The 25975-nt window shown below is 40.4% G+C and carries 23 protein-coding genes and 1 pseudogene; 7 read left to right on the forward strand and 17 right to left on the reverse strand.

All coding sequences use genetic code 11. The features are described from left to right. Positions 1-217 precede the first annotated feature (217 nt). From ACFG4S_RS10390 to ACFG4S_RS10400, 3 genes are all read left to right on the forward strand, one after another. A complete protein-coding gene (locus tag ACFG4S_RS10390) occupies positions 218-1732 on the forward strand; it encodes an NYN domain-containing protein (RefSeq protein WP_392534716.1) in 1515 nt (504 codons plus the stop codon). A gap of 203 nt (positions 1733-1935) precedes the next feature. Then, positions 1936-2511 (forward strand): TIGR04376 family protein, encoded by a 576-nt coding sequence (locus ACFG4S_RS10395; RefSeq protein WP_392534717.1) that lies wholly within the window; start codon positions 1936-1938, stop codon positions 2509-2511. Between the two features lie 502 nt (positions 2512-3013). Further along, complete coding sequence (locus ACFG4S_RS10400) at positions 3014-3586, forward strand: nitrate transporter (protein WP_392534718.1); 573 nt, start codon at positions 3014-3016, stop codon at positions 3584-3586. A gap of 39 nt (positions 3587-3625) precedes the next feature. Here the strand turns inward: ACFG4S_RS10400 and ACFG4S_RS10405 are convergent, their stop codons facing one another. Further along, the gene (locus ACFG4S_RS10405) at positions 3626-3973 is read right to left on the reverse strand and encodes a hypothetical protein (protein ID WP_392534719.1); all 348 of its coding nucleotides are present in this window, start codon (positions 3971-3973) and stop codon (positions 3626-3628) included. Positions 3974-4257: 284 nt separating this feature from the next. Between ACFG4S_RS10405 and ACFG4S_RS10410 the strand changes: the two genes are divergently transcribed. After that, positions 4258-4803 (forward strand): hypothetical protein, encoded by a 546-nt coding sequence (locus tag ACFG4S_RS10410; RefSeq protein ID WP_392534720.1) that lies wholly within the window; start codon positions 4258-4260, stop codon positions 4801-4803. 217 nt (positions 4804-5020) lie between these two features. Here the strand turns inward: ACFG4S_RS10410 and ACFG4S_RS10415 are convergent, their stop codons facing one another. Next, entirely contained in the window at positions 5021-6331 is a 1311-nt protein-coding gene (locus tag ACFG4S_RS10415; protein ID WP_392534721.1) for an aminopeptidase P N-terminal domain-containing protein, read from the reverse strand. Between the two features lie 711 nt (positions 6332-7042). Here ACFG4S_RS10415 and ACFG4S_RS10420 point away from each other — a divergent pair. Continuing rightward, the gene (locus ACFG4S_RS10420) at positions 7043-8281 is read left to right on the forward strand and encodes an FG-GAP repeat domain-containing protein (RefSeq protein ID WP_392534722.1); all 1239 of its coding nucleotides are present in this window, start codon (positions 7043-7045) and stop codon (positions 8279-8281) included. Positions 8282-8501: 220 nt separating this feature from the next. Here ACFG4S_RS10420 and ACFG4S_RS10425 read toward each other — a convergent pair whose 3' ends face one another. The 9 genes and pseudogenes from ACFG4S_RS10425 to ACFG4S_RS10465 form a co-directional block, all read right to left on the reverse strand. Then, on the reverse strand, positions 8502-9269 hold the full coding sequence (locus tag ACFG4S_RS10425; RefSeq protein WP_392534723.1) for an MBL fold metallo-hydrolase: 768 nt from the start codon (positions 9267-9269) through the stop codon (positions 8502-8504). 3 nt (positions 9270-9272) lie between these two features. Next, entirely contained in the window at positions 9273-9872 is a 600-nt protein-coding gene (locus ACFG4S_RS10430; RefSeq protein ID WP_392534724.1) for an anthranilate synthase component II, read from the reverse strand. A 140-nt stretch (positions 9873-10012) separates the two neighbouring features. After that, positions 10013-10468, reverse strand: coding sequence for a diacylglycerol kinase family protein (locus tag ACFG4S_RS10435; protein ID WP_392534725.1), 456 nt, complete (start codon positions 10466-10468; stop codon positions 10013-10015). Positions 10469-10619: 151 nt separating this feature from the next. Further along, positions 10620-11147, reverse strand: a complete 528-nt coding sequence (ybeY, locus tag ACFG4S_RS10440; RefSeq protein ID WP_392535955.1) for an rRNA maturation RNase YbeY — start codon at positions 11145-11147, stop codon at positions 10620-10622. Between the two features lie 38 nt (positions 11148-11185). After that, positions 11186-11341, reverse strand: coding sequence for a DUF3285 domain-containing protein (locus ACFG4S_RS10445; protein WP_392534726.1), 156 nt, complete (start codon positions 11339-11341; stop codon positions 11186-11188). A gap of 273 nt (positions 11342-11614) precedes the next feature. Continuing rightward, positions 11615-12112 carry a hypothetical protein gene (locus ACFG4S_RS10450; RefSeq protein WP_392534727.1) on the reverse strand — a complete coding sequence of 166 codons (498 nt, stop codon included), beginning with the start codon at positions 12110-12112 and terminating at the stop codon, positions 11615-11617. A gap of 178 nt (positions 12113-12290) precedes the next feature. Then, a protein-coding gene (gene prfB, locus ACFG4S_RS10455) for a peptide chain release factor 2 (protein ID WP_392534728.1) occupies positions 12291-13413 on the reverse strand; the annotation gives its coding sequence in 2 pieces (ribosomal slippage) (positions 12291-13340 and positions 13342-13413; 1122 coding nt in all). 116 nt (positions 13414-13529) lie between these two features. Beyond that, a pseudogene (locus tag ACFG4S_RS10460) lies at positions 13530-14682 on the reverse strand (PCRF domain-containing protein). 131 nt (positions 14683-14813) lie between these two features. Beyond that, positions 14814-15542 carry a Bax inhibitor-1 family protein gene (locus tag ACFG4S_RS10465; protein WP_392534729.1) on the reverse strand — a complete coding sequence of 243 codons (729 nt, stop codon included), beginning with the start codon at positions 15540-15542 and terminating at the stop codon, positions 14814-14816. Positions 15543-15875: 333 nt separating this feature from the next. On the opposite strand from ACFG4S_RS10465, the gene ACFG4S_RS10470 reads away from it, so the two are divergent. After that, complete coding sequence (locus tag ACFG4S_RS10470; RefSeq protein WP_392534730.1) at positions 15876-16661, forward strand: RNA polymerase sigma factor SigF; 786 nt, start codon at positions 15876-15878, stop codon at positions 16659-16661. Positions 16662-16725: 64 nt separating this feature from the next. On the opposite strand, the gene bchD is transcribed toward ACFG4S_RS10470, so the two are convergent. Next, entirely contained in the window at positions 16726-18759 is a 2034-nt protein-coding gene (gene bchD / locus ACFG4S_RS10475) for a magnesium chelatase ATPase subunit D (protein WP_392534731.1), read from the reverse strand. A 710-nt stretch (positions 18760-19469) separates the two neighbouring features. Between bchD and ACFG4S_RS10480 the strand changes: the two genes are divergently transcribed. Then, the gene (locus ACFG4S_RS10480) at positions 19470-20093 is read left to right on the forward strand and encodes a CP12 domain-containing protein (RefSeq protein ID WP_392534732.1); all 624 of its coding nucleotides are present in this window, start codon (positions 19470-19472) and stop codon (positions 20091-20093) included. Positions 20094-20177: 84 nt separating this feature from the next. Here the strand turns inward: ACFG4S_RS10480 and ACFG4S_RS10485 are convergent, their stop codons facing one another. The 5 genes from ACFG4S_RS10485 to ACFG4S_RS10505 form a co-directional block, all read right to left on the reverse strand. Beyond that, positions 20178-21293 carry an LptF/LptG family permease gene (locus ACFG4S_RS10485; protein ID WP_392534733.1) on the reverse strand — a complete coding sequence of 372 codons (1116 nt, stop codon included), beginning with the start codon at positions 21291-21293 and terminating at the stop codon, positions 20178-20180. Between the two features lie 497 nt (positions 21294-21790). Beyond that, positions 21791-22519, reverse strand: a complete 729-nt coding sequence (lptB, locus tag ACFG4S_RS10490; protein ID WP_392534734.1) for an LPS export ABC transporter ATP-binding protein — start codon at positions 22517-22519, stop codon at positions 21791-21793. A 30-nt stretch (positions 22520-22549) separates the two neighbouring features. Continuing rightward, complete coding sequence (locus tag ACFG4S_RS10495) at positions 22550-23047, reverse strand: LptA/OstA family protein (RefSeq protein ID WP_392534735.1); 498 nt, start codon at positions 23045-23047, stop codon at positions 22550-22552. A gap of 258 nt (positions 23048-23305) precedes the next feature. Next, a complete protein-coding gene (locus ACFG4S_RS10500) occupies positions 23306-24394 on the reverse strand; it encodes a hypothetical protein (protein ID WP_392534736.1) in 1089 nt (362 codons plus the stop codon). Positions 24395-24557: 163 nt separating this feature from the next. Further along, complete coding sequence (locus ACFG4S_RS10505) at positions 24558-25958, reverse strand: hypothetical protein (protein WP_392534737.1); 1401 nt, start codon at positions 25956-25958, stop codon at positions 24558-24560. Between the last annotated feature and the right edge of the window lie 17 nt (positions 25959-25975).

Below are 25975 nucleotides of genomic sequence, written 5' to 3' on the forward strand. Positions count from 1 at the left end.
CGCTCAACCCAACCTACGCCTAATACTTTATTTGGTTTTAAAAATAAAGTTGTTAGAGGTATTAGTTATTGGGTGACGCCACTTTAAGTAAAATTTGAAAGTTAGCAGTTAAGAGTTAAGAGTTAAGAGTTAGGATTCTGACTCCTGAATTCTTTTGTTAGATACTATACAAAATTGGGAATACTAACCCCAAAGGTGCATTGTTAGGGAGCTAGCTATGTCAAATGAAGCTGCGAAGCAGGAGCAAACCTTCCTGATCGATTTATTAAGAGCAACATATCAAAATCAAGAAGTATATCCAATTTTGCAACATAATTTAAGCAAACTTAATCATAGTTTGGCTTTAATGTTGCGAAGTTGGGTAAGCGATCGCTTTGCTAAAGAACCTGCCAATGCTCCTAATATAGCCAGAGTCATTGTCAAACTAAGTACAATAATTCAAGACTTTGACCAAGGTAATCGTGTGAGTAATTTGGAAATAGCGATCGCTGGTTATGAAACAATTCTAGAGGTTTGTACCCGTGAGGCTTTTCCTAAAGAATGGAATATTGCCCAGCAAGCTTTAGTAACAGCTTATCAGCAACGCCAACATATCCTCTCTAAAACCCTTGGCGAACTCCGGGAGCGGACTGTCCAAACTCAAACTCAAATCAATATAGTCACTGAGCAATTACAACAGGAATTACAGCAAGCAAAACTACAATTCAATGACTTAAAAACAGTAATTACACAGTTAAAACAAGAAGTATTTAGTTCCGATTCAACGTACGAGAAAACATCTTTAATAGCTGAGTTTCAAGAGTTAAAACAGCGCCAGATTCGTTTAGAGCAGTTTACTGTCACGGCCAATACTTCATCTAAATCTGAGCAGTTCAATACAGCTATTTTTTATGATATTGAAAACTTAACAATGGGTAGAAGTAACCCCAATTTAAATTTCTCTCTCAAACAAATTCAAGCAAATTTAGAACAAACTAACCTAGTTAATAAAATTGCTATTCAATGCGCTTATGCTGACTGGAGTGATTCTCGATTAAGGCTGCTAAAGAATGAAATTCAAGAACTTGGAATTGAAGCAGTTCAAATTTTTGATTACAGTCATAAACGGAATGCAGCAGATATGCAACTGGCTATTGATGTCATGGAATTAGCTCAGAGCCGTCCTACATTGCAAGTTTTCGTGATTGTATCAGGTGATGGTGCATTTGCAGCTTTAGCTAAAAAGCTCCATGAATATGGAAAAACTGTAATTGGATGTGCTTACGAAGGACAAATCAATCGTGTCCTTAAATCTGTTTGCGATCGCTTTCTACCTATACCTGCTCCTCAAGCCAAAATAGAAGAAACTCAAGTTACTCAATTGCCTAGCAATAGTCCATCAAATGATGATATTTTTCTGGTAACTAAAAAAATTTTGCAGGATATAAAACAGAATAGCGAGCAAGCGAATCAGCTTAAAAAAGGAGGTATTCCCATGTCTCAAGTTCATCAAATTTTGAGAAATAATATACCAAACTTTGACCAGAAACGAGAAAATTATAGTAGTAAATTTACTAACTTTATAAAAGAAGTTATTGAAACAACAAATACTAGTTTATATATTGAAAACAATAAGCTAATTTTGCGAGAAATATTAACTACAGTTTCTAATGACTTATCAAATAAGAGTAGGAAAGCTATAACTCAATCTAACAATAGTTCTAAAGAGGTTGTTGTAACTGGTAAACCTTAACTTAGTTATACTATAGTCTTCGCCTATTGACCCACAATGAATGTGCTTTTTTTGACATAAAATTAGTCTATAACCGTGGATTTTGACTTTTATATCAGCGATTTAAATTACTAGATGATGCAATCTATTAAAATTTACATTCTGCCCACGATGGTAATTACTACAATAAAATAGTCACATACCCGATCTCTGGAGTTCTAGCAGTGGGCTTATTTGATGATTTGAGTCGGTTTCTAGAAAACCGTTTAGAAGAATTCTTGCGTAACAATCCACATTTGGAGTTAGAGGCGCTGCTAGAACAGCTGCGTGAGCAAGAGGAAGATACATTAAAGCTGATCGCAGATTTACAAATACAAGAAAAGCGATCGCAAGAGGAAATTCTGTCTACCGCTCAAGAAATCCAGCGTTGGCACATCCGCGTTCAAAAAGCTAAAGATGCTGGTAGACAAGATTTAGTGATTGCGGCGAGTGAACGAGAAGCCGCCTTATTGCGCGAAGGAAATCAACGCTGGGGACAGATGCAAGGGCTAAAAGAACGCACTAACCAATCCCAGGAATTACTACGGAAAATTCAGCAGCGGCGACAAGAAGTACAAGCCAAAGCCGCCGAAGCACAGACAGCCCGTGCTAAAGCGCAAACCCAAGAACGCTTGGAAACCAATGGCTGGTCGAATCAAACTAGCAGCTATTCCACTGGTTTTGACGACTTAGAAGAAAAGTTTCGCCGTTGGGAAACCCAGGATGAACTAGAACAAATGAAGCGGAATATTGGGAAATAAATAATAGTAAATATTACAACATCAAGGATCGGAGTTACAGCAAAATTCAGAATTTAGAAGTAAAACAGCGGTGATTTGTAAAAATCGTAAGGTTCAGATCCCCGATTTTCTTGAGAAATCGGGGATCTAGTTATTAGGAAATAATTTAGGATCGGTATATTTATTGAGTATTAAAAGTTTTAGATATTCTTACTTAATACAGACATTAAACAAGTAAATTACAGAAATTGTATTTAATTTACTAATTATGATTTCTTTTTCTGATAAATTTTAGTAAAGCCAAGTTTTACCTATTCTTTGTACTACTCCTATCTCATCATCACAATACCTAAAATGGTTTGACTAACTGCCAAGGAGGAGAAGATATAGAAAATCTTGTAGTGAAAGAAGAGGAAGTGTAATCAAAATCACTTTTCTCTACCAATTGTAAATGATTTCTAAGATATGCTGCTTTGTCCTGTTATCCCAGTATTTCCTACATGTTCTCAATGAGAACTGAGGCATGGAAAATAACATGTTTTTAGAATTATTAGCTAGCCTGCAACGATTATTTGTTGGTTACATTCCAGCCGCTGTATTGGGTAGTTTCATCGGATATTTGATCGGCATGAATAGCATGATTTATCAGTTATTCAGACGGATATTTCAGATACCACATAGTATCCCTCCTATAGCTTTGCTACCTATTGCTTTAATAGTCTTTAGAGAAAGTGAACCTGCTGCTATTGTTGTAGTTTTTTTTGGAACTTTATGGACAATAATCATTAATACTGCAATAGGTATGCGACATTTTCATAGACAGAATAATAACTTTAGAGTAGCTATATTCCATATATTTCATGCTCTAAAAGTTGGGGTCTGGGTAGCCTGGTTTACAGTTATTGCTACAGAAATGTTGACAGGTCCAAAAGGACTAGGGTTTCTTCTCTGGGATAGTTATAAAACTGGTAATATTGATTCTATAATCGAGGCCATACTCTACATTGGTATTATTGGCTTTTTGCTGGATCAGTTGCTAGATTTTACAGCATATCTTCTCTCGCAAATGGTTTCGGATGGGAAAAAATCTTCCTAAACCTTATCTAGCCTTGACACTGTTAGGCAATTAAAATATTCAGCGTGATTCTATTTTAGAAACTCGCTCCTCTAATTTGTTGACTTGTTGCTTCAATTCAATTACTAGAGTTGCCAGCCGATCAAACATAGGATCTTGCTGTAATAAATTCTGTCTGGAATTTGTTGACTGTCGTGGAGTAAGTATTGTTCTTGGAGAGGAAGATTGGCGGGGTTGTTTTAGTTGGGATTCTAGCTGGTTTAGCCGCGATTCGACACGATTTAAGTCTGCTTCAAGGTTGTTTAGGCGGGACTCTACTTGCTGGGATGAAGCAGTGTTTGAAAATAAACTACCCCAGATAATCACTACTAAAATCCCGGCAAGTATTAGCACCTGAATTTTTTTCATATTAATATCTTGTACTCTTCTCAAGAAACGTAAGTAACGCACAAAAAACAATGTAAAAATCAGGATTTGACCCAAAATATATCATGCGAACAAATTACTCACACCATCAAAACAGTCGGCATTCATCAAAGACCTAGATTATATCAATTAACAACTATATTCGCCTCATCCACTTGGTTGAACTATTAATCTAGAACCTAATTTTATCAATCACCGGAATAAAAGTCCGAAACTGAGAACATTGCTATTGTATATAAGTATCTACCCATTTTTCTTTGCAGCAAATGAATAGTAAACCTAAATTATTGACTCTTGCCACCCTCACTCTTGCTCTTTCATCTATGACCGTGGGAACAGTTATAGCACAGACAAAACTCACAAATAAATCCAAATTGTTCATCAATGGTATCGAACAAATAAGAATTGGGATGACTGTTTCTGAAGCGGCAAAAGCTGGTGGTACTCGGCTAGTTGGCGATCCACCAAATAACAGTTGTTACTACGTGAAACCACAAGGAAAACCAAAGGATCTTGGGTTTATGGTAACAGAGGGTCGCATTTCCAGGGTCGATGTGTGGAGAAATAGCAAAATTACTACTGTCAAAGGTGCAAAAATCGGTGATACCGAAGCAGAGATTAAGTCCCTCTATCCAGGACAAATTAGGGTGACGCCTCATAACTATGTTCAAGGTGGTCACTACTTGACATTTGTACCAAAAGACCAATCTGACAAAAATTATCGGGTCGTATTTGAGACTGACGGTAAGCGTGTCACTCAGTTCCGGTCAGGGAAACTGCCGGAGGTTGAATATGTGGAGGGATGTAGTTGATTTCAAATATCATTCAGAGACATCACGAATGTCACTCCAGGGGCGATCGCTTCCTACCGATTCTTTTGGGTTGGGTAGGGTGTTGGGTGTAGTGTTAAGAGACATTCAATGTACGAGTGTGAAACAGAGATAATTCTTCTTAATTCCCTACACACCCACACCCTCGCTCCTTTTCCAAATACCGTCAAAAGGCAGATTAGCTTACCATCCCGCTTTTTTATCGTTCCAATTCATCCACTGCTTTCGGAACTTTGGCAGTTAACACCTCATGTCCATTAGGTGTAACTAACACATCATCCTCAATGCGAATACCAATACCAATCCATCGCGGGTGAGTCTCCGGTTGGTCTTCTGCGAGTTTAGTATCAGGCACAATATAAAGTCCTGGTTCCACTGTCAAAATTTGACCTGGTTGCAAAATCTGCGGTTTGTCTTCACCGTGCTGGTAAACTCCCACATCATGTACATCTAAACCTAACCAATGACTGGTACGGTGCATATAATATGGTTTGTATTTCTCTTCTTCAATTAACTTGTCAATTTCACCTTGGAGAATACCAAGTTCCACTAAACCTTCAGTGATGACGCGCACTGCTGTATCATGAATTGATTTGAAGGAATTACCTGGTTGCACTTGAGCGATCGCTTGTTTTTGTGCCTCTAAAACAATCTCATACAGTGTCTTTTGTTCTGGCGTAAATTTACCCCCTACGGGAAACGTCCGGGTAATATCAGAATTGTAATAACCATAGGCACAACCAGCATCAATTAGCAGTAATTCTCCATCCTGCATTTGCCGATTATTTTCTATATAATGCAGTACGCAAGCATTCACCCCGGAAGCCACAATGGAAGGATAAGCCGGGCCTATTCCACCCCGCACCCGAAAGATGCGTTCCATCTCCGCTTGAATTTCATACTCATAACGTCCAGGTGCAGCGATTTCTTGAGCGTAATTGTGTGCTTCAGTTGCGATCGCCACAGCTTGGCGCATTAACTCCAACTCAGCTTCACTTTTGATTAGTCTCATACTATTGAGGACTGTGCCGGTATCTTCAATGGCGATCGGTCCCGTACCGCGTTTAGGATAAGTCCGTAGTAAACTTTGGTAATGTGCCAAAATTTGGTCATTAAAACCGCGATCGCGTCCTAAGTGATAGTAAATGCGATCGGCTTTTTCTAAATACTGCGGTAACTTTTCATTTAACTCGTTAATGGGGTACGCTTCATCAGCACCATAAATTTCCTTCGCTGCATCTACCCCACTGAGATAACCAGTCCATACTTCCTTTTCGCGATCCTTCGGTTGGACAAACAGCACAAAGCGATGTTCTGAATGATGCGGCGCTAACACTGCTACTGCTTCTGGTTCGTTAAAGCCAGTCAGATAGAAGAAATCACTGTCTTGGCGATAAACATACTCGACATCGTTGTGCATCACTGCCATTGGCGCACTCCGAAAAATGGCTGTACCATTACCAATTTTTGCCATTAACCGTTCACGACGCTGCCGATATTCTGCTTGCATAGTTGATATATTTGAAAGTATTGTGTTATTTTACACTTTTGACAACCAGAGGACGCTTAGATAATGCTTCTCGGTAGTTTTTAATCTAAGTTATTTTATAGCAGTTTCCAATTATATAAGGTACATCCCAATACTGCTCGCTTTGTGCATTTTTAACTCGGAATTGGGTTTGGGGAAAAGGTTAAAGGTTTTTTCTTTCCCCTTTTCCCCTTAACCGACAAGTATTGAGGTACATCCTAGCCTCTAACTCTTAAAAGGATGTCTAAGAACTATCAAATATTTCTTTATTCCCTCTATTTTAAAACGGATTTAGGGAGATGCCGAACCCTTAGATGTATATAAACAAGTTTTTCGGCATTCTCTAACCCTTAGTACCTGATTTCAACGAGATATACCTCACTCAAACGAGAAACTCTATAGCCAATATTTATTTCCACTCAAGTCATAAAACATTGAATCAACAACAAAACACAACCAACTTTTATTTATAAATCATGACATACATAAATTATTTTCTAATTGTTTATATCGTGCTTGATTTTTTTTAATAAATCATTTAAAACAAATACAAATATGTCTTTAAAGACTGACATTAAGCAAGAAAAAATAGTTATAAAGAAATATTGAAACCCTGGTAAATGTTATTTGGTTACAGAAAGAGGTTGGGAAATAAAGTTAAAAAAAGGTAACAACCAGTAATAAAAAAACACCATGTTTGGAAGTAAAGATTCCTCAGGCTTGTCTTTGAATACATCCCAATGGGCATCACAATCTTTCCTAAAATCACAATCATTATCATCTCCTCTTGATAATTTAAATCCTTCAATTTCTTCTGATTCAGTTTTTCAAAGTAAGAGTTCTTCGCAAACACAAGAATCTGCGGTGGTTTCAGCAAACCCCAATCCAAATCCTTACTTAACCAGTGCGGCGATTACTCCTGACTTCAACGGTGATGGCAAAACAGACAAAGTTTGGGTCGATTCTACAACCGGCGAGATTATCATTCGGTTGATGGATGGAGCAAAAGTTTTGGAACAGGGTTCTCTAGGTAAATTTGACCTATCTGCCTATGATTACAAAATTGCTGATTTCAACAATGATGGCAAAACCGACTTCTTATTACGCAATAAGACAACCGGTGAGAACAGCATTGTGTTAATGGATGGAACCAAAGTTGCGAATGCGGCTTCTGTAACCACTGTTGCTCCAGCCTGGACTGCTCAGATTGGCGATTTCAATGGCGATCGCAAAACCGATATCTTCTGGCATAATACTAACACCGGTGATAACGCTATTTGGGAAATGGATGGCACGACAGTTCTCAATGCAACTATTTTAGATAAAACAGACCTAGCCCTCACTCCTACCATTGTTGATTTCGATGGCAATGGCAAGAGTGACATCTTCTGGCGCAATCAGACAACCGGCGATAACAGCGTTTGGTTTATGGATGGTACACAGAAGAGCGAATTTGCCCTGCAATCACAAGACGCAGCCTGGACTTTTAGCGTTGGCGATTTCAACGGCGACTTAAGCACAGACTTGCTGTGGAGAAATACTCAAACAGGTGAGAACAAGGTTTGGACGATGAGAGGTATCTTAGTGACAGAAGGCGCTTTGGGAACACTTGACTCATCCTGGACTTCTAAAATTGGCGATTTTAACGGCGATGGTAAGACCGATATTCTATGGCACAATGGAACCACAGGTGAGAACACCGCTTGGTTGATGGATGGTACAACAGTTGGAACTGAAGCTTTCCTACCGAACAATAGTGCATCTCTGACACCATCCCTTGGTGACTTCAATGGCGATGGTAAGACCGACATCTACTGGCGCGATCAGACAGCAGGTACAGCAGACAATATTTGGACTATTGATTCGACAACAGCCGTTGAGACTCCCATCAGCGATGCAGATAAGCTTACCCCAGAGTGGTATACGTTCTAAAATCTAGGGGCATGGGGCATTAGGAGTGCTGAGTTAGGAGTGCTGAGTTAGGAGTGCTGAGTTAGTATTATCTCCTTTGCCCCCTGGTTACTGAGCGCAGTCGAAGTATGCCCCCTGCTCCCTTATAGTAAATCAAAGGGTTTAAATCCCCGTCTGAAAGTGTCTTGAATTTTGAATTTTGAATTTTGAATTTTGAATTTTGAATTTTAACACCTACCTCTTAAAATTTGTAACTTAAAACTTGAATCTCCCCATTCTCTGGCAAATCTTTAGGGCTAATGGAAATATTATCTGCACTGCTACGCCGCACTTTCATACCTTGCATTAAGGTGAGAAAATTATCCACTGGCGAAATATCGCACGCATTAGCATCAGCGGCCTGTGTCCGGTAATGAGTGGGAATAACCAGTTTGGGATTTAATACTTGAATAGCTTGCTTTGCTTCTTCAGCATTGTAGGCTTTTGCACTGCCACCCACTGGAATCAATAACAGATCGGGACGCCCCATGAGAATTTTTTGCTCAATGGTAATGGGTGCAGCAGCTCCCCCTAAGTGCAAAATATTAATACCCCCTTGTTTCCAACTCCAGGCGGTATTTGAACCAAATTGTTTACCACCTTTGCGATCGTGGTCTATAGCAATTCCTTGGATTTTAATGCCTTGGAAATCGTAGACTCCAGGTTCGTAAATCAGTTTTGCATTCTTCGGTAGTACATCTACAGCACCTTCATCAAGCAGTTGGCTGCTAATCATTACCAAATCTGGTACAACTGTTACCCGACGATACTTAGCAGTACAGCCGACAGATCGAAATGGATTGACCAGGATTTTCGCACCGCTACCAGTAAAAAGAAAACAGGTATGACCCAACCACTTAACTGATAAACCGCTAGATTGTGCGTCAGCCTGGAGGTTGGAACCCAAGGTAGTAATTGAAGCTGTGACCAACCCCGCCCCAGCATAACCCATCAACTGTCGTCGTTTCATTAATTAAGCTCTCGACTGTAACTGTTGGAGAAAGTTTCGCAATAGCTGTTTTCCTGATAATGTCAGGACACTCTCTGGGTGAAATTGGACGCCCTGAATCTGAGGATAGTTCCGGTGTCGAACTCCCATAATGGTGCCATCTTCAACCCAAGCAGTAATCTCTAGCACATCGGGGCAACTCTCGCGTTCTATCACTAAACTATGATACCTGGTGGCGGTTAACGGATTTTCTAATCCCTGGAAAACTCCCACTCCTGTGTGAGACACCTGCGAGGTTTTGCCATGCATCAACTCTGGAGCAGAAACTATTTTACCACCGAACACTTGACCGATACTTTGATGCCCCAAACAAACACCCAAAATTGGCAACTCTTGTCCTAGCTGTTCAATCATCTCTAGGGAAATACCCGCATCTTCCGGGCGACCAGGACCAGGAGAAATAACCACAGCTTCCGGCTTTAATGCTCGAATTTCATCTATAGATATTTTGTCGTTACGAAAAACTTTAATATCCGCTGCCACTGGGAACTCTGCTGCCAATTCTCCCAGATATTGGACTAGATTATATGTAAAACTGTCGTAATTGTCAATGACTATTAACATAAGTTAGGGAAAGGGTGCAGGTTAAAAAGCATCCTGTCAATAGCCAAGACGCTTGCCACAATCGCATTATTTAATTTGCAATTTTAACTTTGACAGACTGCCATCTTGTTACAGAGTCACTTGACGATGGTCAATCACATCTACAAAGCCAATATAATTAACTTTACCAGAGGAGGGAGCAAGAGCATAGCAGCTACTAGTACAGCTACCAAAGCAGAAACCAGGACTGCACCAGCGGCACAATCTTTGGCAACTTTTGCCAAATCATGGTAAGTCTGCTTAACAGTTAAATCCACAAGGGACTCGATCGCTGTATTCAGTAACTCTAATGCCAAAACTAAACCACTAGTGATGCCAATTATGGCTATTTCTACTGGTTGCAAATGTAAATAAACGCTTAAAGCGATCGCTAAAGCACAAACACTCGTATGAATCCGAAAATTACGTTGGGTTTGAAAACTATAGCTGATCCCAGCCCAAGCATACTTAAAACTAACAAATAAATTAGAGGCAACCTTCCACGAGAATTCCCGTTCGTTGGTCACGATTGTTTGTAACGAGGTGGGTGTTGGTGGTGGAGAAATTTTTTGGGACATAGACTTAAAAATACAAAAACACGGTTGCTACAGTGGGAATATTCGCCGATTTTAATGGCGTAATTAACTTTGAGGCAATCTTTAAGCAATTTTCCACAGAAGTATTATAAAAGTATTACCCAAAATTAACACGAAGGCACACAAACTACTGCTACTCTATGTCAATAGCAATACCTATGGCATTCAGCAATTTCACTTGCTGTTTTAACATTCGCTCCAAACTTTCGTCGTCAGGATGATCCCACCCCAACAGATGCAATAAACCGTGAGCAGCTAACCAGGCTAGCTCCGTTGATAAATTGTGTCCCTGCTGTTGAGCTTGAAGCTGTGCCGTATCTACAGACACAATAATATCCCCTAAGTATACTGGTACACAGGTTAGCATATCTTCACTTTGAGGAAAATCTACCTCCAAAGCAGCAAAAGCTAAGACGTCTGTGGGTTTATTTTGTTGACGATATTGAGCATTCAGTTCTTGAATTTCCGAGTCATCTGTTAAACGCAGTCCTATTTCATAACTTGGCGCAGGTGGAATTTGTGGCTGAAGCATTTCTAACCAGCGATTAAACCAGTTTTGCCAAGTTTCCGAAGTAATTCGGGGATGAGCGTCACCAAAATTCATCGAGGTTGTCAGGGACAACTCGTCAAAATAATCTTCCACATATAATTCAACTCCCAGAGCCACACAGTCTCCTAGTCTAAGGTCAGAGTTTTTCGTTAATGAGTTAGGTAAGCAAGACCAATCAGGACAGCTAAAAGCCCTATGGTAGTTAACCCAAAATGCTTCAGGGAAGTTCCACCCTTACGCACCATGTTTCGCATAGCGAGTTTTACGTAGCTAGGTTGAGGTTCTGTTGAAGGGGAGTTGTTCATAGTTATTTTGATCGCAGACTCTTTTATAACTGTAACAGTTGACCTAGAATAGGATCGCGATCGCCTCTATGTTGTTCGCATCAGACCAAAGCCTCAACAGAAGAAGGTATAGAGGTTTGACACTCCTTAATAAGTTTCGCCCAAACCAGACAAATTACCAATCTTACCTACGAAAGATCTTGGATTCTCCACTTTTTTGGGAGCATTTTTGTAATTACAGAATCATCTGGTGGTACTGCTGTTGGCAGAAGCGAGGAAAATATTATTGGCTACTCACTGCTTCTCATTAAACAGGGCAGATTCTACTAAAGAAATACCTAACGAGTAACAACCGCTACGAACATCCTCTGGTACTGACAATATAGCTACATTGTGGGGATATGTAAATCCCTCTTTGAAATCAATACAACTTTTGACAATTGTCCATGAATCTTCAATAGCTGTAGGTAAATGTTCGTCAAATCCATGATTTGTATAATTTTGATATTGCTCTCGCAGTTTTTTCAAAGATACTAAAAACTGCGCCTTTTGTTTGGCATGTGATTGGCGTTTATCACAAATCTTACGAGCTGCGTCTAATGTTTCTTTCTCGTCCCAAGCTGTTACCTCTTTTACATCTGCAATGCATTCATTCAGCTTGAGTCGTGTGGGGTGTGAGTCGCCATCTAAATTAGGGTTTGCAGCCCTAGTCTGGATTGTACCTGAAACAAGTATGACAATTAGTACAGCCAAAAATCCCAAAATCACATTCTTGCAGATAATTTTAATCATAACGGCGATGTCTAATCGATGAGCAATCCAATAGTTATATACACCAAGGTGTTGTTATGGAATTTTTACTCATCAATAATTTACTCATCAATAATATATAGGAATCAAATCGGATTCCGATAAGAGGTACTAAGCAATAGCAAAAATAATTACTGAGTACCTCTAACTAAATACTTAACTATGCAGAAGTATTTTCTACGAGTTTATTTTCTTGGCGCAGGTAAGCTTGAATAAATGTATCAAGTTCCCCATTCATCACATCTGTAATCGCCGTTGTTTCCGTATTTGTGCGTAAATCTTTGACCATTTGGTAAGGATGAAACACATAATTACGGATTTGATTCCCCCAAGAGGCTTCCACCATATCGCCACGAATTTCAGCAATTTCTTGGGCACGTTGCTCTTTGGCTATGACCAGTAACTTTGCTTTAAGACGATTTAGGGCTTTCTCTTTATTTTGCAGCTGCGATCGCTCTTCTGTACAACGCACAGCAAGACCTGTAGGAAGGTGAACAATCCGTACCGCCGTTTCTACTTTGTTGACGTTCTGCCCACCTTTTCCACCAGACCGAGTTGTGGTGATTTCCAAATCTTTATCTGGAATGTCTAATTGCACAGAGTTATCAATCTGCGGCATCACTTCCACCCCTGCAAAACTGGTTTGTCGCTTACCGTTGGCATTAAAAGGTGAAATTCGCACCAAACGATGTGTACCCATTTCTGAACGCAAGTAACCGTATGCATAGCGACCAGTAATTTCTAGGGTTGCCGATTTAATTCCGGCTTCATCACCTTCCGACTCTTCAGCTAAAGTTACCTTATAGCCGTGAGCTTCACCCCAACGGGTGTACATCCGCATCAGCATAAATGCCCAGTCTTGAGCATCAGTGCCTCCAGCACCAGCACTAATGGTCAGTACAGCACCTTCAGCATCATAGGGACCAGAAAGTAACTGTTGTAACTCCCACTGGTCAAGGTCACGATTCAGTTTAGTGATGGTAGATTCCGCTTCTTGGAGTAGTGCCTCATCGGTTTCTAACTCCAATAACTCAACCACTGCCCTAGTATCTTCTAGATTGGCGTGCCAGCGATCGTATTGCTGGAGGTGGGCTTTTAGGTCGTTAAGTTCTTGTAGCGTTTGTTGGGCTTGGGTTTGCTCATTCCAAAATTCTGGTTGAGCGGATATTTTTTCGAGGTCTTGAATTTTAGCTGTCAGTGCAGGTACGTCAAAGATAGTCCTGGGTTTTACCCAGGCGGCCAGACAACGTTTCGATTTCGCGTTTGAGTTCTAGGACATCCATAATGCTTGTTTAATGAGAGATAGAGCGCTTTGGATTAAAAAATTGCTCTTTATTCTACTGATGTTTCTTGATTTTAGCTGTAATTGGGCAAATTTTTTCTGCACTAATTACAAAAGTTACTTGAAATTATCAAGTGCTTCTTTACTCACTGAAGTAGTGTGATTTAGCTGTTGCAGATAGGCTTTGATCAAAAAATCAATTTTACCGTCTAATACCTCTGTCGCAGCAAGTGTTTCGACATTAGTGCGTAAATCTTTCACCTTGGTGTAAGGATGCAGGATATATTCACGGATGAGCTTGTTGGATAGAGACTTTATCAGTCGGGGTTGAATTTCGTCAACTTGCTGGAAATTTTGGGCTAGTGCGTAGGTGTAGCCAGCTGTAGGCATCGCAAACAATTTACTCTTGAGAATAGCTAAGGCTTTCTCTTTGTTTTGTCTCTGGCTGCGCTCTTGGTTACAAGATACACTAATCCCAGTCGCAATATGAACCATCTTTACCCATGTTTCTGTCCGGTTGACATTCCCCCGATGGCGATAAAAAGTAATTTCCAAATCTTTCTCTGGAATCTCAAAATCAACAGACTCATCTATAATTGGGCTGACTTCTACACTAGCTAGGCAAGTATGCTGCTTGCTGTTCCTGCTAAAGGGAGAAACTCTTATTACACGATGAGTTCCTTGTTCTGATTTCAGTCAGCCATAAGCATAACGCCCTGTAATTTCTAGGGTGGCATCTTTGAACCCTCCTAAATCACCTGCTGACTCTTGCACTAGATACACTTTATGGTTATGATTTACTGCCCAACGATGGTATAGCTGTAATAACATAGCTGCCCAGTCTTGAGCATCTATACTTCCAACCTCAGCCGTAATTGCCAAGAATGCCCCCTTTTGGTCACAGGAATCGGACAGGAATTGTTCTATTTCTAGTGTTTCGAGTTCTTGCTGGAGTTGCGTAAGGTTAGTTTGTGCCTCTTGCAACAATTCCTCATCAGCAGATAATCCTAGTAGTTCTAGTGCAGCTTTGATATCTTCTAGAATGAGGTGCGATCGCTGATATTGTTTCTTCTTAGCGTTGAGGAATTCAATTTCTTGAAGTTTCTGATAGTAAGTGGCAGAATTATGCCAGAAACTAGGTTGAGAAATTAATTGATTCAACTCTTGAATCTTGGCATTCAGTTCTGAGAGGTCAAAGACAGCCCTCAGCCTTAGTCAAGATATTAGACAACCTTTCTACTTCGCGTTTCATGTTTAAGAGTTCTAGCATACTTTTGCTCACTTGAGGCCGAACTTATCTACATATTTTACTATTAAAACGATGAAAAAACCGTGATTGCTAAAAATTTAACCACGGTTTTTACTTTATAAAAGTTTACTTCTATTAGCGCCTACAGACAATTAATCACGACCATTAATCGCAATTAGCAAGCGCAAGATAAAGATGAATAGGTTGATGTAGGTAAGGTACATCGACAAAGCAGCAGGCAAATATTCATCATCATTGTAAGTCCGCGGCAAGATGTAGAAATCCACAACTGAAGCCCCGACAAACAGAAATACTCCTAGACCAGAGATGGCAATTTCTAACCAATTTGGCGTATAAACACCAAACATGGCTAACCCGAATTGGGCAAGACACACAACCACCAAGGCAATGATGCCGAGATTGATGGTTTTCGTCAAAGCCATGCCATCTTGTTCAGAAAGATTTGAACCAATTTGACGGGCGGCAATAAAAGTAACGCCACAACTTAAGGCAGCTAAACCAACACCTTGAATCCCAACACCGTGGGATCTCAAAGCGACAAATACCAAACCACTAAGGGTATATCCAGATAGGAGGCTGTAAGTTGCCAATAGGGGTAGTGCAAGTCCCTTGTTACCTTTTTGGGCAACATTTTGAGCAACAAAAAACAAAACTAACTCCAGTATCACCGCACCAATAAATGTAGGAAAGAATATTTGGGGGTTAGTACGGATAACTCCTAAACCTCCGTAAGTTCCCAATGCTGTTAGCACCAATCCACCACCGACGTAGGGGAGGGCGTTAGCAATCACATTTGGGCCAACGAGTCCGTGAGATTTTGCCTCACGGATAGCTTCACGAAAATTGCTGGTATTGCTCATATTGAAAAACTAGTTTTTTCAGAAAACGTTCTGCTTATTCCTATTCTTACAAGATTTGAGGTGATAAACCAGTGAAGGGTACTCAAGCAGAAAATGAAACAAAAAATATTATGAAGTGTTTCAATTTTATCCGGAAAACAAAAATAACCTGCGAGAGTATATGGTCGCAAAATCATGCGTACAAATACTGAATTGTAGAGTTAGACCCCTGATAAGTTCAGTGAAACGACGATGGCTTATTCAACCTTGACTAAGGAAAATAATGACAGCCTAAGAAGAAGATATACGCAACTCCATTTTCACAGAAATAGGAGTTACAACAAAGGAATTTATATGGCAGCAAGTGAGTCCTCTCTACGAACTGATGGTATAGAATTATTACACTTGTACCACCAGAATCCATCTATTAAACTTCGTAATAAACTTGTACAGTTACATACTGGCTTAGTGCGGAAGATGGCTCATAAATTCAGCCATCAATGTAATGAACCTTATGAAGATTTAGAACAAATTGGTTATTTTGGTTTAATTAGAGCAATTGAGCGCTTTGACCCTAGTCAAGGATATGCTTTTAGTTCTTTTGCTGTGCCATACATTCGCGGTGAGATGCTGCACTTTTTGCGCGATCGCAGTACTCTATTAAAAATTCCCCGTCGTTGGCAAGAACTGTACAATGAAGGACAAAAGATTCGCAAAGAGTTAGCAATGTCTTTGGGTCGTGTTCCCAAGGATGCTGAAATTGCCAAAGAACTCAGGGTATCTGTGCAAGAATGGCAAGAAACTAAGTTAGCTGCTCAAAACCGTTTGCCTTTGAGTTTAGATGCCACCGCAGTTAATTATGTTGATTGTCAAATAACTTTGGGTGAAGCACTTCCTTGTCCTCGTTCTACTGCTCAACAACAACTAGACGAAGAACGTCAACAACTCCAAGGGGCAATCAATATGTTAGAAGAAAAGCCCCGTATGGCAGTTGAAATGGTATTCTTAAAGGAACTTTCTCGCAAGGATGCTGCTAAGAATATTGGCACTAGTCCCATGACAGTAACGCGTTACCTACAAAAGGGAATTCAAGATTTAATTTGCTATTTGCAACCGCAAGTTATGCCTACTGGATCGTAGTCATTAGTCAATGGTCAGTAGTTACTAGAAAAGCAACTGACTAATGACAAATGACTAAGACTAATTATCGAGATTTTATATCAGCGATCGCACCTCTAGTCATAGCAGCAATAGCTTGATCTGTTGCTTTGGGTAAATGATAATATTTACCGGCTGCTGTTTGGGCTAATTCCTTCGCAAAGCCAGTAGAAACAAACTTACTTTCGGTATCAATTACTAATAGTTGCATCCCCAAAGCACGAATTCTGGCAGCAATTTCTAATAACTCTCCTTTGATATCTGGCTTTTCTCCTGATTCTAGTTGTTCACCTAAAGAACGTGCTAAGGGAATATTACCCCGCCCATCGGTGATCGCTACAAGCACTACTTGCCCAATATCTCCACTCATCTGGGCATTTAAGCCGACGCGCACAGCTTGGGTTAAACCATGTGCTAAGGGGGAACCACCACCACAGGGCAATCTTTCTAAGCGGTTACGTGCCAAGGCAATGGAACGTGTTGGCGGCAATAATACTTCAGCCTGTTCTCCCCGGAAGGGAATTAATGCTATTTGGTCGCGGTTTTGATAAGCTTCCGTTAAAAGTTGCATCACCGCGCCTTTTGCCGACTGCATCCGATTTAAGGCCATTGAGCCAGAAGCATCTACCACAAACACTACTAACGCCCCGGCTTTACGTACCAAGCGTTTCGAGCGAATGTCACCCTGTTCGACAATCACTTTTCTGTCTGGGTGTCTTTCTCTTCGTGCTTTTTGATAAGGTGCCGCAGCTCTCAGGGTGGCGTCTACTGCAATGCGTCGCGCTTTCCCCTTGGGCAACATTGGCTTAATGTAGCGTCCCCTATCATCAGAAAAGATGATACTGCGACTACCAGATTTACCCTGCCGCTTTGCCATTTGAGTAAAGTAAAGCACGCTATCATCCAAAATTACCCCTTCTGGGTCAAAGATGAACTCTTCTGGGATGCTGGGGGGTTCTTGCTCTTGATTTTCTTCCTGTTCTTGTTCTTCTTGTTCTTGTTCTTCCTGTTCTTGTTCTTCCTGTTCTTCTTGATTTTGAGGCGGCGGTGGAGGTGGTGGCGGTGCTTGTTCTGGTGGTGGTGTTTGCACGATTGTTGCCCGTGGCACAATCACCAATTCCACAGCACTGCGTAAATCTTCGGCATTGACTGTTGTCCGTCCTTCCAAAGCCGCAGCAGCTTTCGCAACTCGCACAGCAAATAACTCGGCGCGATGTCCTTGAACTGCGCCACGAATCGCCTCATTTACTAGGTAAGCGATTTGTTCTTGGGTAATGCAGACATCCTTGAGCCATTCCCGTGCCAAAATAATTTGGGTTTTCAGACCGTCTAAGTCTTCGCTATACTGCTGAAGAAACTGTTGGGGAGATTGGGAGTAGGCGATCGCTTGCTCTACTGCTGCTACTCTTTGATCTAAGCCCAGTACACCGTCAGCAGAAAGAGCGATCGCAATTCTATCTAGTAAATGTTCCCGTAATCCCCCTTCTTCTGGGTTGTAGGTAGCAATAAACAAAGATTTACACGGATGTTGAAAACTAATTCCCTCCCGCTCAATTTGGTTACGTCCGTCAGATAATACTGTTAGAAGCTGATTTGATATTTGATCGTCTAATAAATTAATTTCATCTACGTACAGTACACCTCGGTTGGCTGTAGCAAGTAAACCGGGCTGAAAAATTGTATCACCTTGCTTTACAGACTTTTCCACATCTACGGAACCGAGAAGTCTGTCTTCTGTGATACCTAGAGGAATTTGCAAAAAAGGCGCGGGGATAATTTCAGTAGGGACATCTTCAATGTCTTTCTCTGCGTACTCCGCCAAAAGTCGATCGTCCCATTCTTCTGGGTGGTTGGGGTCACAATTACTGATAGAGCCTTTGACAACTTCAATAGGCGGTAATAGAGCGTGGATAGCGCGAGCCATCACAGATTTTGCCGTACCACGACGACCTGCGATCGCCACTCCCCCCAACCCCGGATCGACGGCTGCTAACAGCAAGGCTAATTTAATCGCTTCTTGACCGACTACAGCTGTCAAGGGAAAGGCAGTGATAGTAGGGTTGATAGTGGGCGCAGGCATGGTTTGAATAATCGCTAGTCTTGGCCTTTAGCATATCAATTTCTGGCACAATTAAAATAAGTGTTATGGGAATTAATGCACAAACTCCGCTTTGTGCTGCCACTAGTACAGCACAGCGTAAATAAACTACCCATTCCAAATCAACGAAACCCTTACACTGCATTGATTTTAAATTTTGTTAGCGTAGCGTCTCGTAGAGAGCGTCATTTTGAATTTTGAATTCACGGCGGTACTAAGTGTATTTTCAAAATCAAATATGAGTCCTAAATTACCAAAGCTTTTAATGGAAAAAGTGTAAAAAGCTAAGTTTGCGTCATTCTTAGACTTGTTGCACTTAGTATGGTGAATAAATACTACATAGTAGTAAGTTGAGCAAGAAATTCAAAGCTAAGAGATAGATACTCTTTCTATAAAAATAGTACTTAGGCACTGAAGCTGAAACCTAAATCTCTTATTTTTGCATCATTAGAGTTATTGAAAATACTGCAAAATTTCAGTTGACAGAATATTATCACAAATGATGCTTAGTTTTTAAGCATTGGTCACATTGGATAACATCATAAGTTGATAGTTGTTCTAAGTTTATTGTTGTAGCTAAGCAAAAATTCAAGTTTTTTAGTTTCTAGCTAGCAAACTGTGCGCTGCAATGCTTCGATACGCCTTTGAAGGCGCCCTTGCCGCACTGTACTATTTACCAGGAGACTACAGCAATGATGAAAGCTGAAGATATCATGACCAAAAACGTAGTTACCATTCGCGGTTCAGCAACTGTTGCTGAAGCGGTGGGGCTAATGAAAGAAAAAAGATTGCGTGCGCTGGTTGTGGATCGTCGCTATGACAATGATGCGTATGGTATTGTTACAGAAACAGATATTGTCTATAAAGTAATAGCTTACGGTAAAGACCCAAAGCAAGTACGAATTTACGAAATCATGAGTAAGCCTTGCATTGTGGTAAACCCTGATTTGGGTGTGGAATATGTAGCACGGTTATTTGCTAACACTGGTATGCATAGAGCGCCTGTGATTCAAGGTAAGTTATTGGGTATCATCTCGATTACCGATATTTTGACTAAAAGCGATTTTGTGGAAGCGCCAAAAGTGCTACAGCTGGAAGAGAGAATTCAAAAAGCAATTGAACAGGCTCGTGCTATTTGCACTGAACAAGGTGCTTATTCTAAAGCCTGTGCAGCTGCTTGGGATGAAGTAGAAGAACTCCAGGCTGAAGCAGCTCATCAGAAAGCCGAGGGTATGGTTTCAGCAAAAGTCTCTTTTGAGAAATACTGCAAGGAAAATCCTGATGCACCAGAATGTCGCAATTATTATCCATCCTAATTGAGGTGTGGAGATCGGGGGGACAAGGAGGACAAGGTAAAATTGTCTCCCTTGTCTCTCCCCTCTCGTCTCAAATCCCTCCATTTAACGTTTAGCAACTCGCGTCAATAAAAACATACCTATTGCCAAAAAAATAAAGTTGGGTAACCAAGCCCCCATAAAGGGAGAGAGGGCACCGGCTTGACCGATCGCTCCACTAATAAAGAAAATTAAGTAGTATGAAAAAATAACGATAACGCTAATCCCAAAACTGGTGCCTCTGCCAGTACGTTGGGGAATGCTTCCCATCGCTGCGCCAACTAAGCCAAAAACTACACATACAAAGGGCAACGAGATTTTTTGTTGAATCCGTACTTCGAGTTTACGAATTTTTTGGCGATCGCCACCAAGACGTTCCACTTCTAATTGATCTAGGGCTTCGCTAATATTCATTTCACCATAGTCTCGGCTTTTCTCTGCCAAGCTTAATGGTGTGCGGGGTAGTTGCAGTTGTTGCTTTTCAAATCTAACGATGTTGCGATAAGAGCGATCGGCAGCAACGAAATAGATCGTGCCGTTGTAAAAATCCCAAACATTTTTAGAAGGATTCCACTCCGCGGATTCTGATACGACAATTTGGTTCAAACCTTTAGTTGAGCGATCTATAATCGTCAACCCTGTCATACGCTTACCATCAAATTGGTCGGCGTAAAACAAGCGTGACAATATCCGATTCTTAGAGCCATCCGGCTGGTAAACATCCTGGTATTCAGGATAGAAAATATTTTGCTGTTTTAAAGTTGGCTTGTCTGATTTGAGAGCATTATTCAGAGTCATAGCCGCTTGGTAATTTGCTGCTGGTGCTATTTGTTCGTTAAACAAAAATGTCATTCCTGTAACCACAAGACTTAACATCACAGCAGTAAATACCATGCGATAGACACTCACCCCACAACCACGCAAGGCTATTAATTCGCTATCGCTAGAAAGACGACTATATGTCATTAAAGTAGCCAACAGCGTAGACATGGGAAAAGCTAAAACAATAAAGTTAGGAAACTTTAATAAAAAAACTTGAATAGCGATGTCTATCGGTAGCCCAGATTCGACAATTTTTCTGATCAGATCGAATACAGCATCAATGGTGACGCCAATTGATGAAAAAGCTCCAACACCAAAGAAAAACGGCGGTAACAATTCCCTCCCAAGATAACGATCCATGATCGTAAAAGGCATCAGCGAATGGAGGCTGTAAAAAGATGTGAATTTCTTTGATATCATAAGCAACTTCAAAAGTTAAATATTGGCAACCCTGGTAAAGCAAACAATATATAGCAATCCGATTTGATTCCTGAAATCACTTGCGTAGGTCGGTAGGAAAAAAGAAATACATATGTAACTAGCTTCACCAAAATAAAATCAGAGTCCTATGGAAAATTTAGTAGTTACAATTCAGAAGTAAAACAGGTTTCATATTTGGCTTTTAAGTCTAAGCTCCATACCTAAGTTAACTTTATCTACTATATGTAATATCAAAATTAAATTCTCAATTGCTGAACATTAACTCAGAAATTCATGGCGAAGCAGAAAAAATCAAAACATTCTTTAAAAAGATAGCAGTCTTAAATGATTTATGAAATTTGATGTTTATTTTATTGTCACTTCGATAGTTTTCACAACTCATTTATGATTGCTATATTCAGGAAATAATTTTTAATTTAGACATGAAAGTTATCACCCAAGTAATATTGCCGCACGAGAGGATTGCTGTAGAGTTCGTCAGCAGCGCCAAAGGCAAGGATTTGTCCCTCGCGCATGATGTAGGCGCGATCGGTGATTGCCAGGGTTTCGCGGACATTATGATCTGTAATTAAGATTCCCATACCGCGATCGCGCAATTGTGCCACAATTTGCTGAATTTCTGACACTGCTATGGGATCAACTCCCGCAAACGGTTCATCCAAAAGTAAAAATTTTGGACCTTCTGGTCCAGCAGCTAAAGATCTGGCTAATTCTGTCCGTCGTCGTTCGCCACCAGAAAGTTGAATTCCCTTGCTATTAGCTAATTTTTCCAACCGAAACTCCCGCAGTAAAGTTGTTAGTCGCCTTGGCCACTCCCATCGTGGCACATTAGTTTGCTCTAGCACCAACAGAATATTATCCTGCACCGACAGTTGGCGAAAAACACTTGCTTCTTGTGCTAGATAGCCAATTCCCAATCGCGCCCTTTTGTGCATTGGCATTCCTGTAACGTCTACATTACCTAGCCAAACTTTTCCTTGATTGGGTTTTTCTAAACCTGTAGCAATGTAAAAAGTCGTCGTTTTACCAGCGCCATTGGGGCCTAATAAACCAACGACTTCACCCTGAGCAACAGAAAGATTGACGCGATTGACAATTACACGCTTCCCGTAAGATTTGTGAATGTTCTCTAAAACAATTTTCACGCTGGAGGCACCCTTTCTTGGTGGTAAATGCTAATTAGAAGGCTTGAATGCTGGTGTCTTTGGAGCAGGTGTAGTAGTTTGTCCATCATTATCTGATTCCTGCACCATGTAGATAGACTCTACCTGACGCTTGGATTGGGGTAAGGCGACAAATCTGCCTTCGTCAATTAAATAGGTTACGTTTTCCGCTCGGATACTGTTACCGCCCTGTTGCAAAATATAAACGTTGCCGCTGAAATCAATTCGGCGTTCTTTACTAAAGTACTGTGCTTGGGCAGATGTTGCCTGAAGCTGGCGAGCAGGATACAACATTTGCACGTTACCGCGAGCCGTAACTACTTGAGTTTTGGCGTCATATTCTTGCACATCAGCACGGATAGTCAGAGGACGATTTCCTACCGATGTTTGTGCTGTAGCTGTTTGCACTTGGTTAGGGAAGGCAAAAGTTCCTAAGAGTGCAGCTGGCAGCATTAAGGCTAATCCAGCACGACGCATTTGAGATATTAACAATTGATAGCAGGGCATCATAACAATTTGGGATTCAAGATTTGGGCTTATATTCTAATTATCTCAAGTACTTTATCCAGAAAGGAAATGTAGAATCTGGAGTGATTTAGGATAACTACTGGCTGAAATAGTGACGCTACCCCCAACCTCAAGGTTTCAGGAAACGTTATGTAAAAAATTAGATACAGCAGATTGCAATTTTGTGAGGTACAGATAATTTTAAGGGCGAACGGCCGTTTGCCCCCAGATGTGTACTTCATTTACCTGAAAAACGCTGTATTAATCGACAACTGCATAAAGAACAATCCCTAGTTCAAAGTTAGGATGGTATCCTCCATTCTCTAGTTCATAGCTAAATAACTGACTCGCAGGACCTAAATTAAATTCACTGAGTTGCCGACTTAACCTGTGTATTGCAACCTTAAGAGGGGAATTTTGGCTTAGCTTTCCTTCAATCTGCACTCCAGAACGCAACCCGCGTCTACCGTCTGTATCGTAACCAAAGGTATAATCTTGAACAGCCAAAGGTTCGTATTCTGGAAGTTCGCTTGTCTGTTTCCTCGATTGACGCCGTGAGAAATGATAATCCTGCTCACGAATAATCACCTGGATTTGCTTTTCCGTTTTTTGTGCCAAAAAAGCCAGTATATTAAAGGCGCTTGACTCTGGCTTAATTCCATGCAGGCGATCGAGTTTTTTAGACCCAGGCATTTCTAGCAGCACTGACTTTTCTGTAGCTTTTTGCCAAAACTCATCCAATATCCTTTGGCCGCCTTTCTCTAATAAAGGAGCTATAGGCAGAAATTGTTTCCTGGCTATACCCATCTGTTCAGCCATCGCTTTGTGTACTTCTTTTGTATAACCCAAACCAATCATCACTTTTGGCGTGACTACATCGGCTTTAATAGAGAGGGCTGGTTTTTTAAGTAAATCTATTAGCCATTTATAAGAACCTTCTGGGTCTTCTTGAATATCTGATTTATGGATAATATCAATAACTCCCTTTTGCCGCCGCAGTTTTGCTGTTTCCCGTCTAAATAACTGGTTATCACCTTTGCTGCGAGATACAGCAGCAGCCGTAACCACAATAATCTGGATATCAGAGCGTTGAGCAACAATCTCTCGAATCACACCGCTACCTTGCCACCTCTGCATTTCCCGTTGTTCCTCAACTACGGGAATTGGGGTGACATAGAGGATTTCATCAATGAGTGCAAATTTGAGTGATGGGTTTGTCTTAGCAATCTTAATAGCTTCTTTTGCATCTTGAGTTGGATGGCATACAAGCCTAGCTTGTTTTAGACGGCTTTCGTGTAGTGCAAGCCAAGTTGGTTCATCATCTAGCAGTAAGACACTAAAATCAGTCACACACTCTTCCTCCTAAAAAGACGCAAAATATTTTTCACCATGTAGATTGCAAAAGCTGGTGTTGCATAATGTCCGGATGAATTGAGGTGTTTTACTGTGCATCGTCCATACTGGGAGTTGAGAGTATAGGGAAATACCTGTGTTAAACTGATTTATCCCGCATTTATCCAACGCCCAAAAGATATTTCAAATGATTGAAAGCTTCTTCCAATCGGTTGATTGCTTTTTGGCGTTGCTGGCGATCGCAAATACTAATTTCATCTAATGCTACTTGAAAATGCTGTTGCAGTGGCCGGCTCTCCTGACCAATAGTGACAATTGTATGACAAGCTACACGCGCATCTGACATCAATTTTTGTAAAGTTTTTTCTATCTCTTGTATTTTCTGGCTATCTTCCTGAGGTAAATTTTTCAGATGCTTAATATCTTCAAGACATGATGTGATTTGTTTGTCGCTCAGCTTTTGAGAAGCCCTTAGCTCTTTATGTAAAAATTTAAAATTTTCTGGTTCTAGAGGCACTAGTTCTTTGACCTTCTCTAACAATATAGAAAGCATCCAAGGACTTTCACAACAATCATGAGAACCCTGCCCAAAGCGCAGAACTCGGTGCTGCTGCTTTAAAGTAGAAAAGGGGATAGAGGATAATACTAGAACCGCTCCACTAAAACCTTTAAGACGAAGTTTTGGTAAGAGTTCTATCTGGTTTTCCGGAATTATACAGATAGATTGCTTGAGGGATTTCAACTTATGCCAATGCTCGTTTTCTTCCAGAAATAGTTGTGGTATGCCGAGTAATGTAGATAAAGCAGTTGCTACAGAAGTACTAACTAAACTACTTTTGACCGCTACAATCCAAGTGAACGGTGTTTGAATTGAATTTGTCACTAATTTAGTTGGTTGTATATCTAATTTATCCCCTATAACTTTGTATGCGGATCTTACTGTCTGTGGTGTTATCGAAGCCTCAGAAAATAAAAATGAAGGACTTTTAAAAATATTTTTCATTAAAGTATCAACAGCATCTTTATAAACATTGTTTGTACGTGGTGTTATCCACTCACTATTCAATAATTGCTCTAAATAGTGATAGTGTTGTTGAGCATCTTTTGATCCTCCCAAACCTTTAAGCCACCAAGATGAACGGGAAACTTTTGTATCCTGAGAATAGATTGATATATAACTCTGACAAAGTAATAATAGAGCAGGTAAAATTTCCTGAGATTGATAGCATATAGAAGGTAAATTTTCTCTCTGTCCAATTAAGTAATTAAATATTTCTTCAATATCTTTCGATTTAATTGCAAAATTAGGGGCGGTTTGCCGTAATATGGGAAATATACCTTCTTTTATTTGAGGAGTTCCAGGAGTATTGAATTCAAAAATACAGTTAGAAGTTAGATGACAATCGTGCAAAATATGTTCGTCACTAGAATGAAAAAAGACAGCACTAAAAGAAGAAGGTAATTTCCTTTGTGGAATCATGACTCCTTCTGTATCGCTGACGGTAAATTTCCTGTAATCACTACTAGATTGAATAATATATACTTCAGTAAAATAACTCATTAAAACTTTTGCCCAGA

It is taken from the genome of Nostoc sp. C117, from assembly GCF_043099735.1.
Lineage (GTDB): Bacteria > Cyanobacteriota > Cyanobacteriia > Cyanobacteriales > Nostocaceae > Nostoc.

Excerpts from the sequence above, each read along its gene's own strand:
- ACFG4S_RS10470 (WP_392534730.1), top strand. The coding sequence starts at position 15,876 with ATGGCAGCAAGTGAGTCCTCTCTACGAACTGATGGTATAGAATTATTA.
- bchD (WP_392534731.1), bottom strand. The coding sequence starts at position 18,759 with ATGCCTGCGCCCACTATCAACCCTACTATCACTGCCTTTCCCTTGACA.
- ACFG4S_RS10390 (WP_392534716.1), top strand. The coding sequence starts at position 218 with ATGTCAAATGAAGCTGCGAAGCAGGAGCAAACCTTCCTGATCGATTTA.
- ACFG4S_RS10495 (WP_392534735.1), bottom strand. The coding sequence starts at position 23,047 with ATGATGCCCTGCTATCAATTGTTAATATCTCAAATGCGTCGTGCTGGA.
- ACFG4S_RS10410 (WP_392534720.1), top strand. The coding sequence starts at position 4,258 with ATGAATAGTAAACCTAAATTATTGACTCTTGCCACCCTCACTCTTGCT.
- ACFG4S_RS10505 (WP_392534737.1), bottom strand. The coding sequence starts at position 25,958 with ATGAGTTATTTTACTGAAGTATATATTATTCAATCTAGTAGTGATTAC.
- ACFG4S_RS10465 (WP_392534729.1), bottom strand. The coding sequence starts at position 15,542 with ATGAGCAATACCAGCAATTTTCGTGAAGCTATCCGTGAGGCAAAATCT.
- ACFG4S_RS10435 (WP_392534725.1), bottom strand. The coding sequence starts at position 10,468 with ATGTCCCAAAAAATTTCTCCACCACCAACACCCACCTCGTTACAAACA.
- ACFG4S_RS10420 (WP_392534722.1), top strand. The coding sequence starts at position 7,043 with ATGTTTGGAAGTAAAGATTCCTCAGGCTTGTCTTTGAATACATCCCAA.
- ACFG4S_RS10480 (WP_392534732.1), top strand. The coding sequence starts at position 19,470 with ATGATGAAAGCTGAAGATATCATGACCAAAAACGTAGTTACCATTCGC.
- ACFG4S_RS10430 (WP_392534724.1), bottom strand. The coding sequence starts at position 9,872 with ATGTTAATAGTCATTGACAATTACGACAGTTTTACATATAATCTAGTC.
- ACFG4S_RS10485 (WP_392534733.1), bottom strand. The coding sequence starts at position 21,293 with ATGGATCGTTATCTTGGGAGGGAATTGTTACCGCCGTTTTTCTTTGGT.
- ACFG4S_RS10445 (WP_392534726.1), bottom strand. The coding sequence starts at position 11,341 with ATGAACAACTCCCCTTCAACAGAACCTCAACCTAGCTACGTAAAACTC.
- ACFG4S_RS10425 (WP_392534723.1), bottom strand. The coding sequence starts at position 9,269 with ATGAAACGACGACAGTTGATGGGTTATGCTGGGGCGGGGTTGGTCACA.
- ACFG4S_RS10415 (WP_392534721.1), bottom strand. The coding sequence starts at position 6,331 with ATGCAAGCAGAATATCGGCAGCGTCGTGAACGGTTAATGGCAAAAATT.
- ACFG4S_RS10450 (WP_392534727.1), bottom strand. The coding sequence starts at position 12,112 with ATGATTAAAATTATCTGCAAGAATGTGATTTTGGGATTTTTGGCTGTA.
- ACFG4S_RS10400 (WP_392534718.1), top strand. The coding sequence starts at position 3,014 with ATGGAAAATAACATGTTTTTAGAATTATTAGCTAGCCTGCAACGATTA.
- ACFG4S_RS10405 (WP_392534719.1), bottom strand. The coding sequence starts at position 3,973 with ATGAAAAAAATTCAGGTGCTAATACTTGCCGGGATTTTAGTAGTGATT.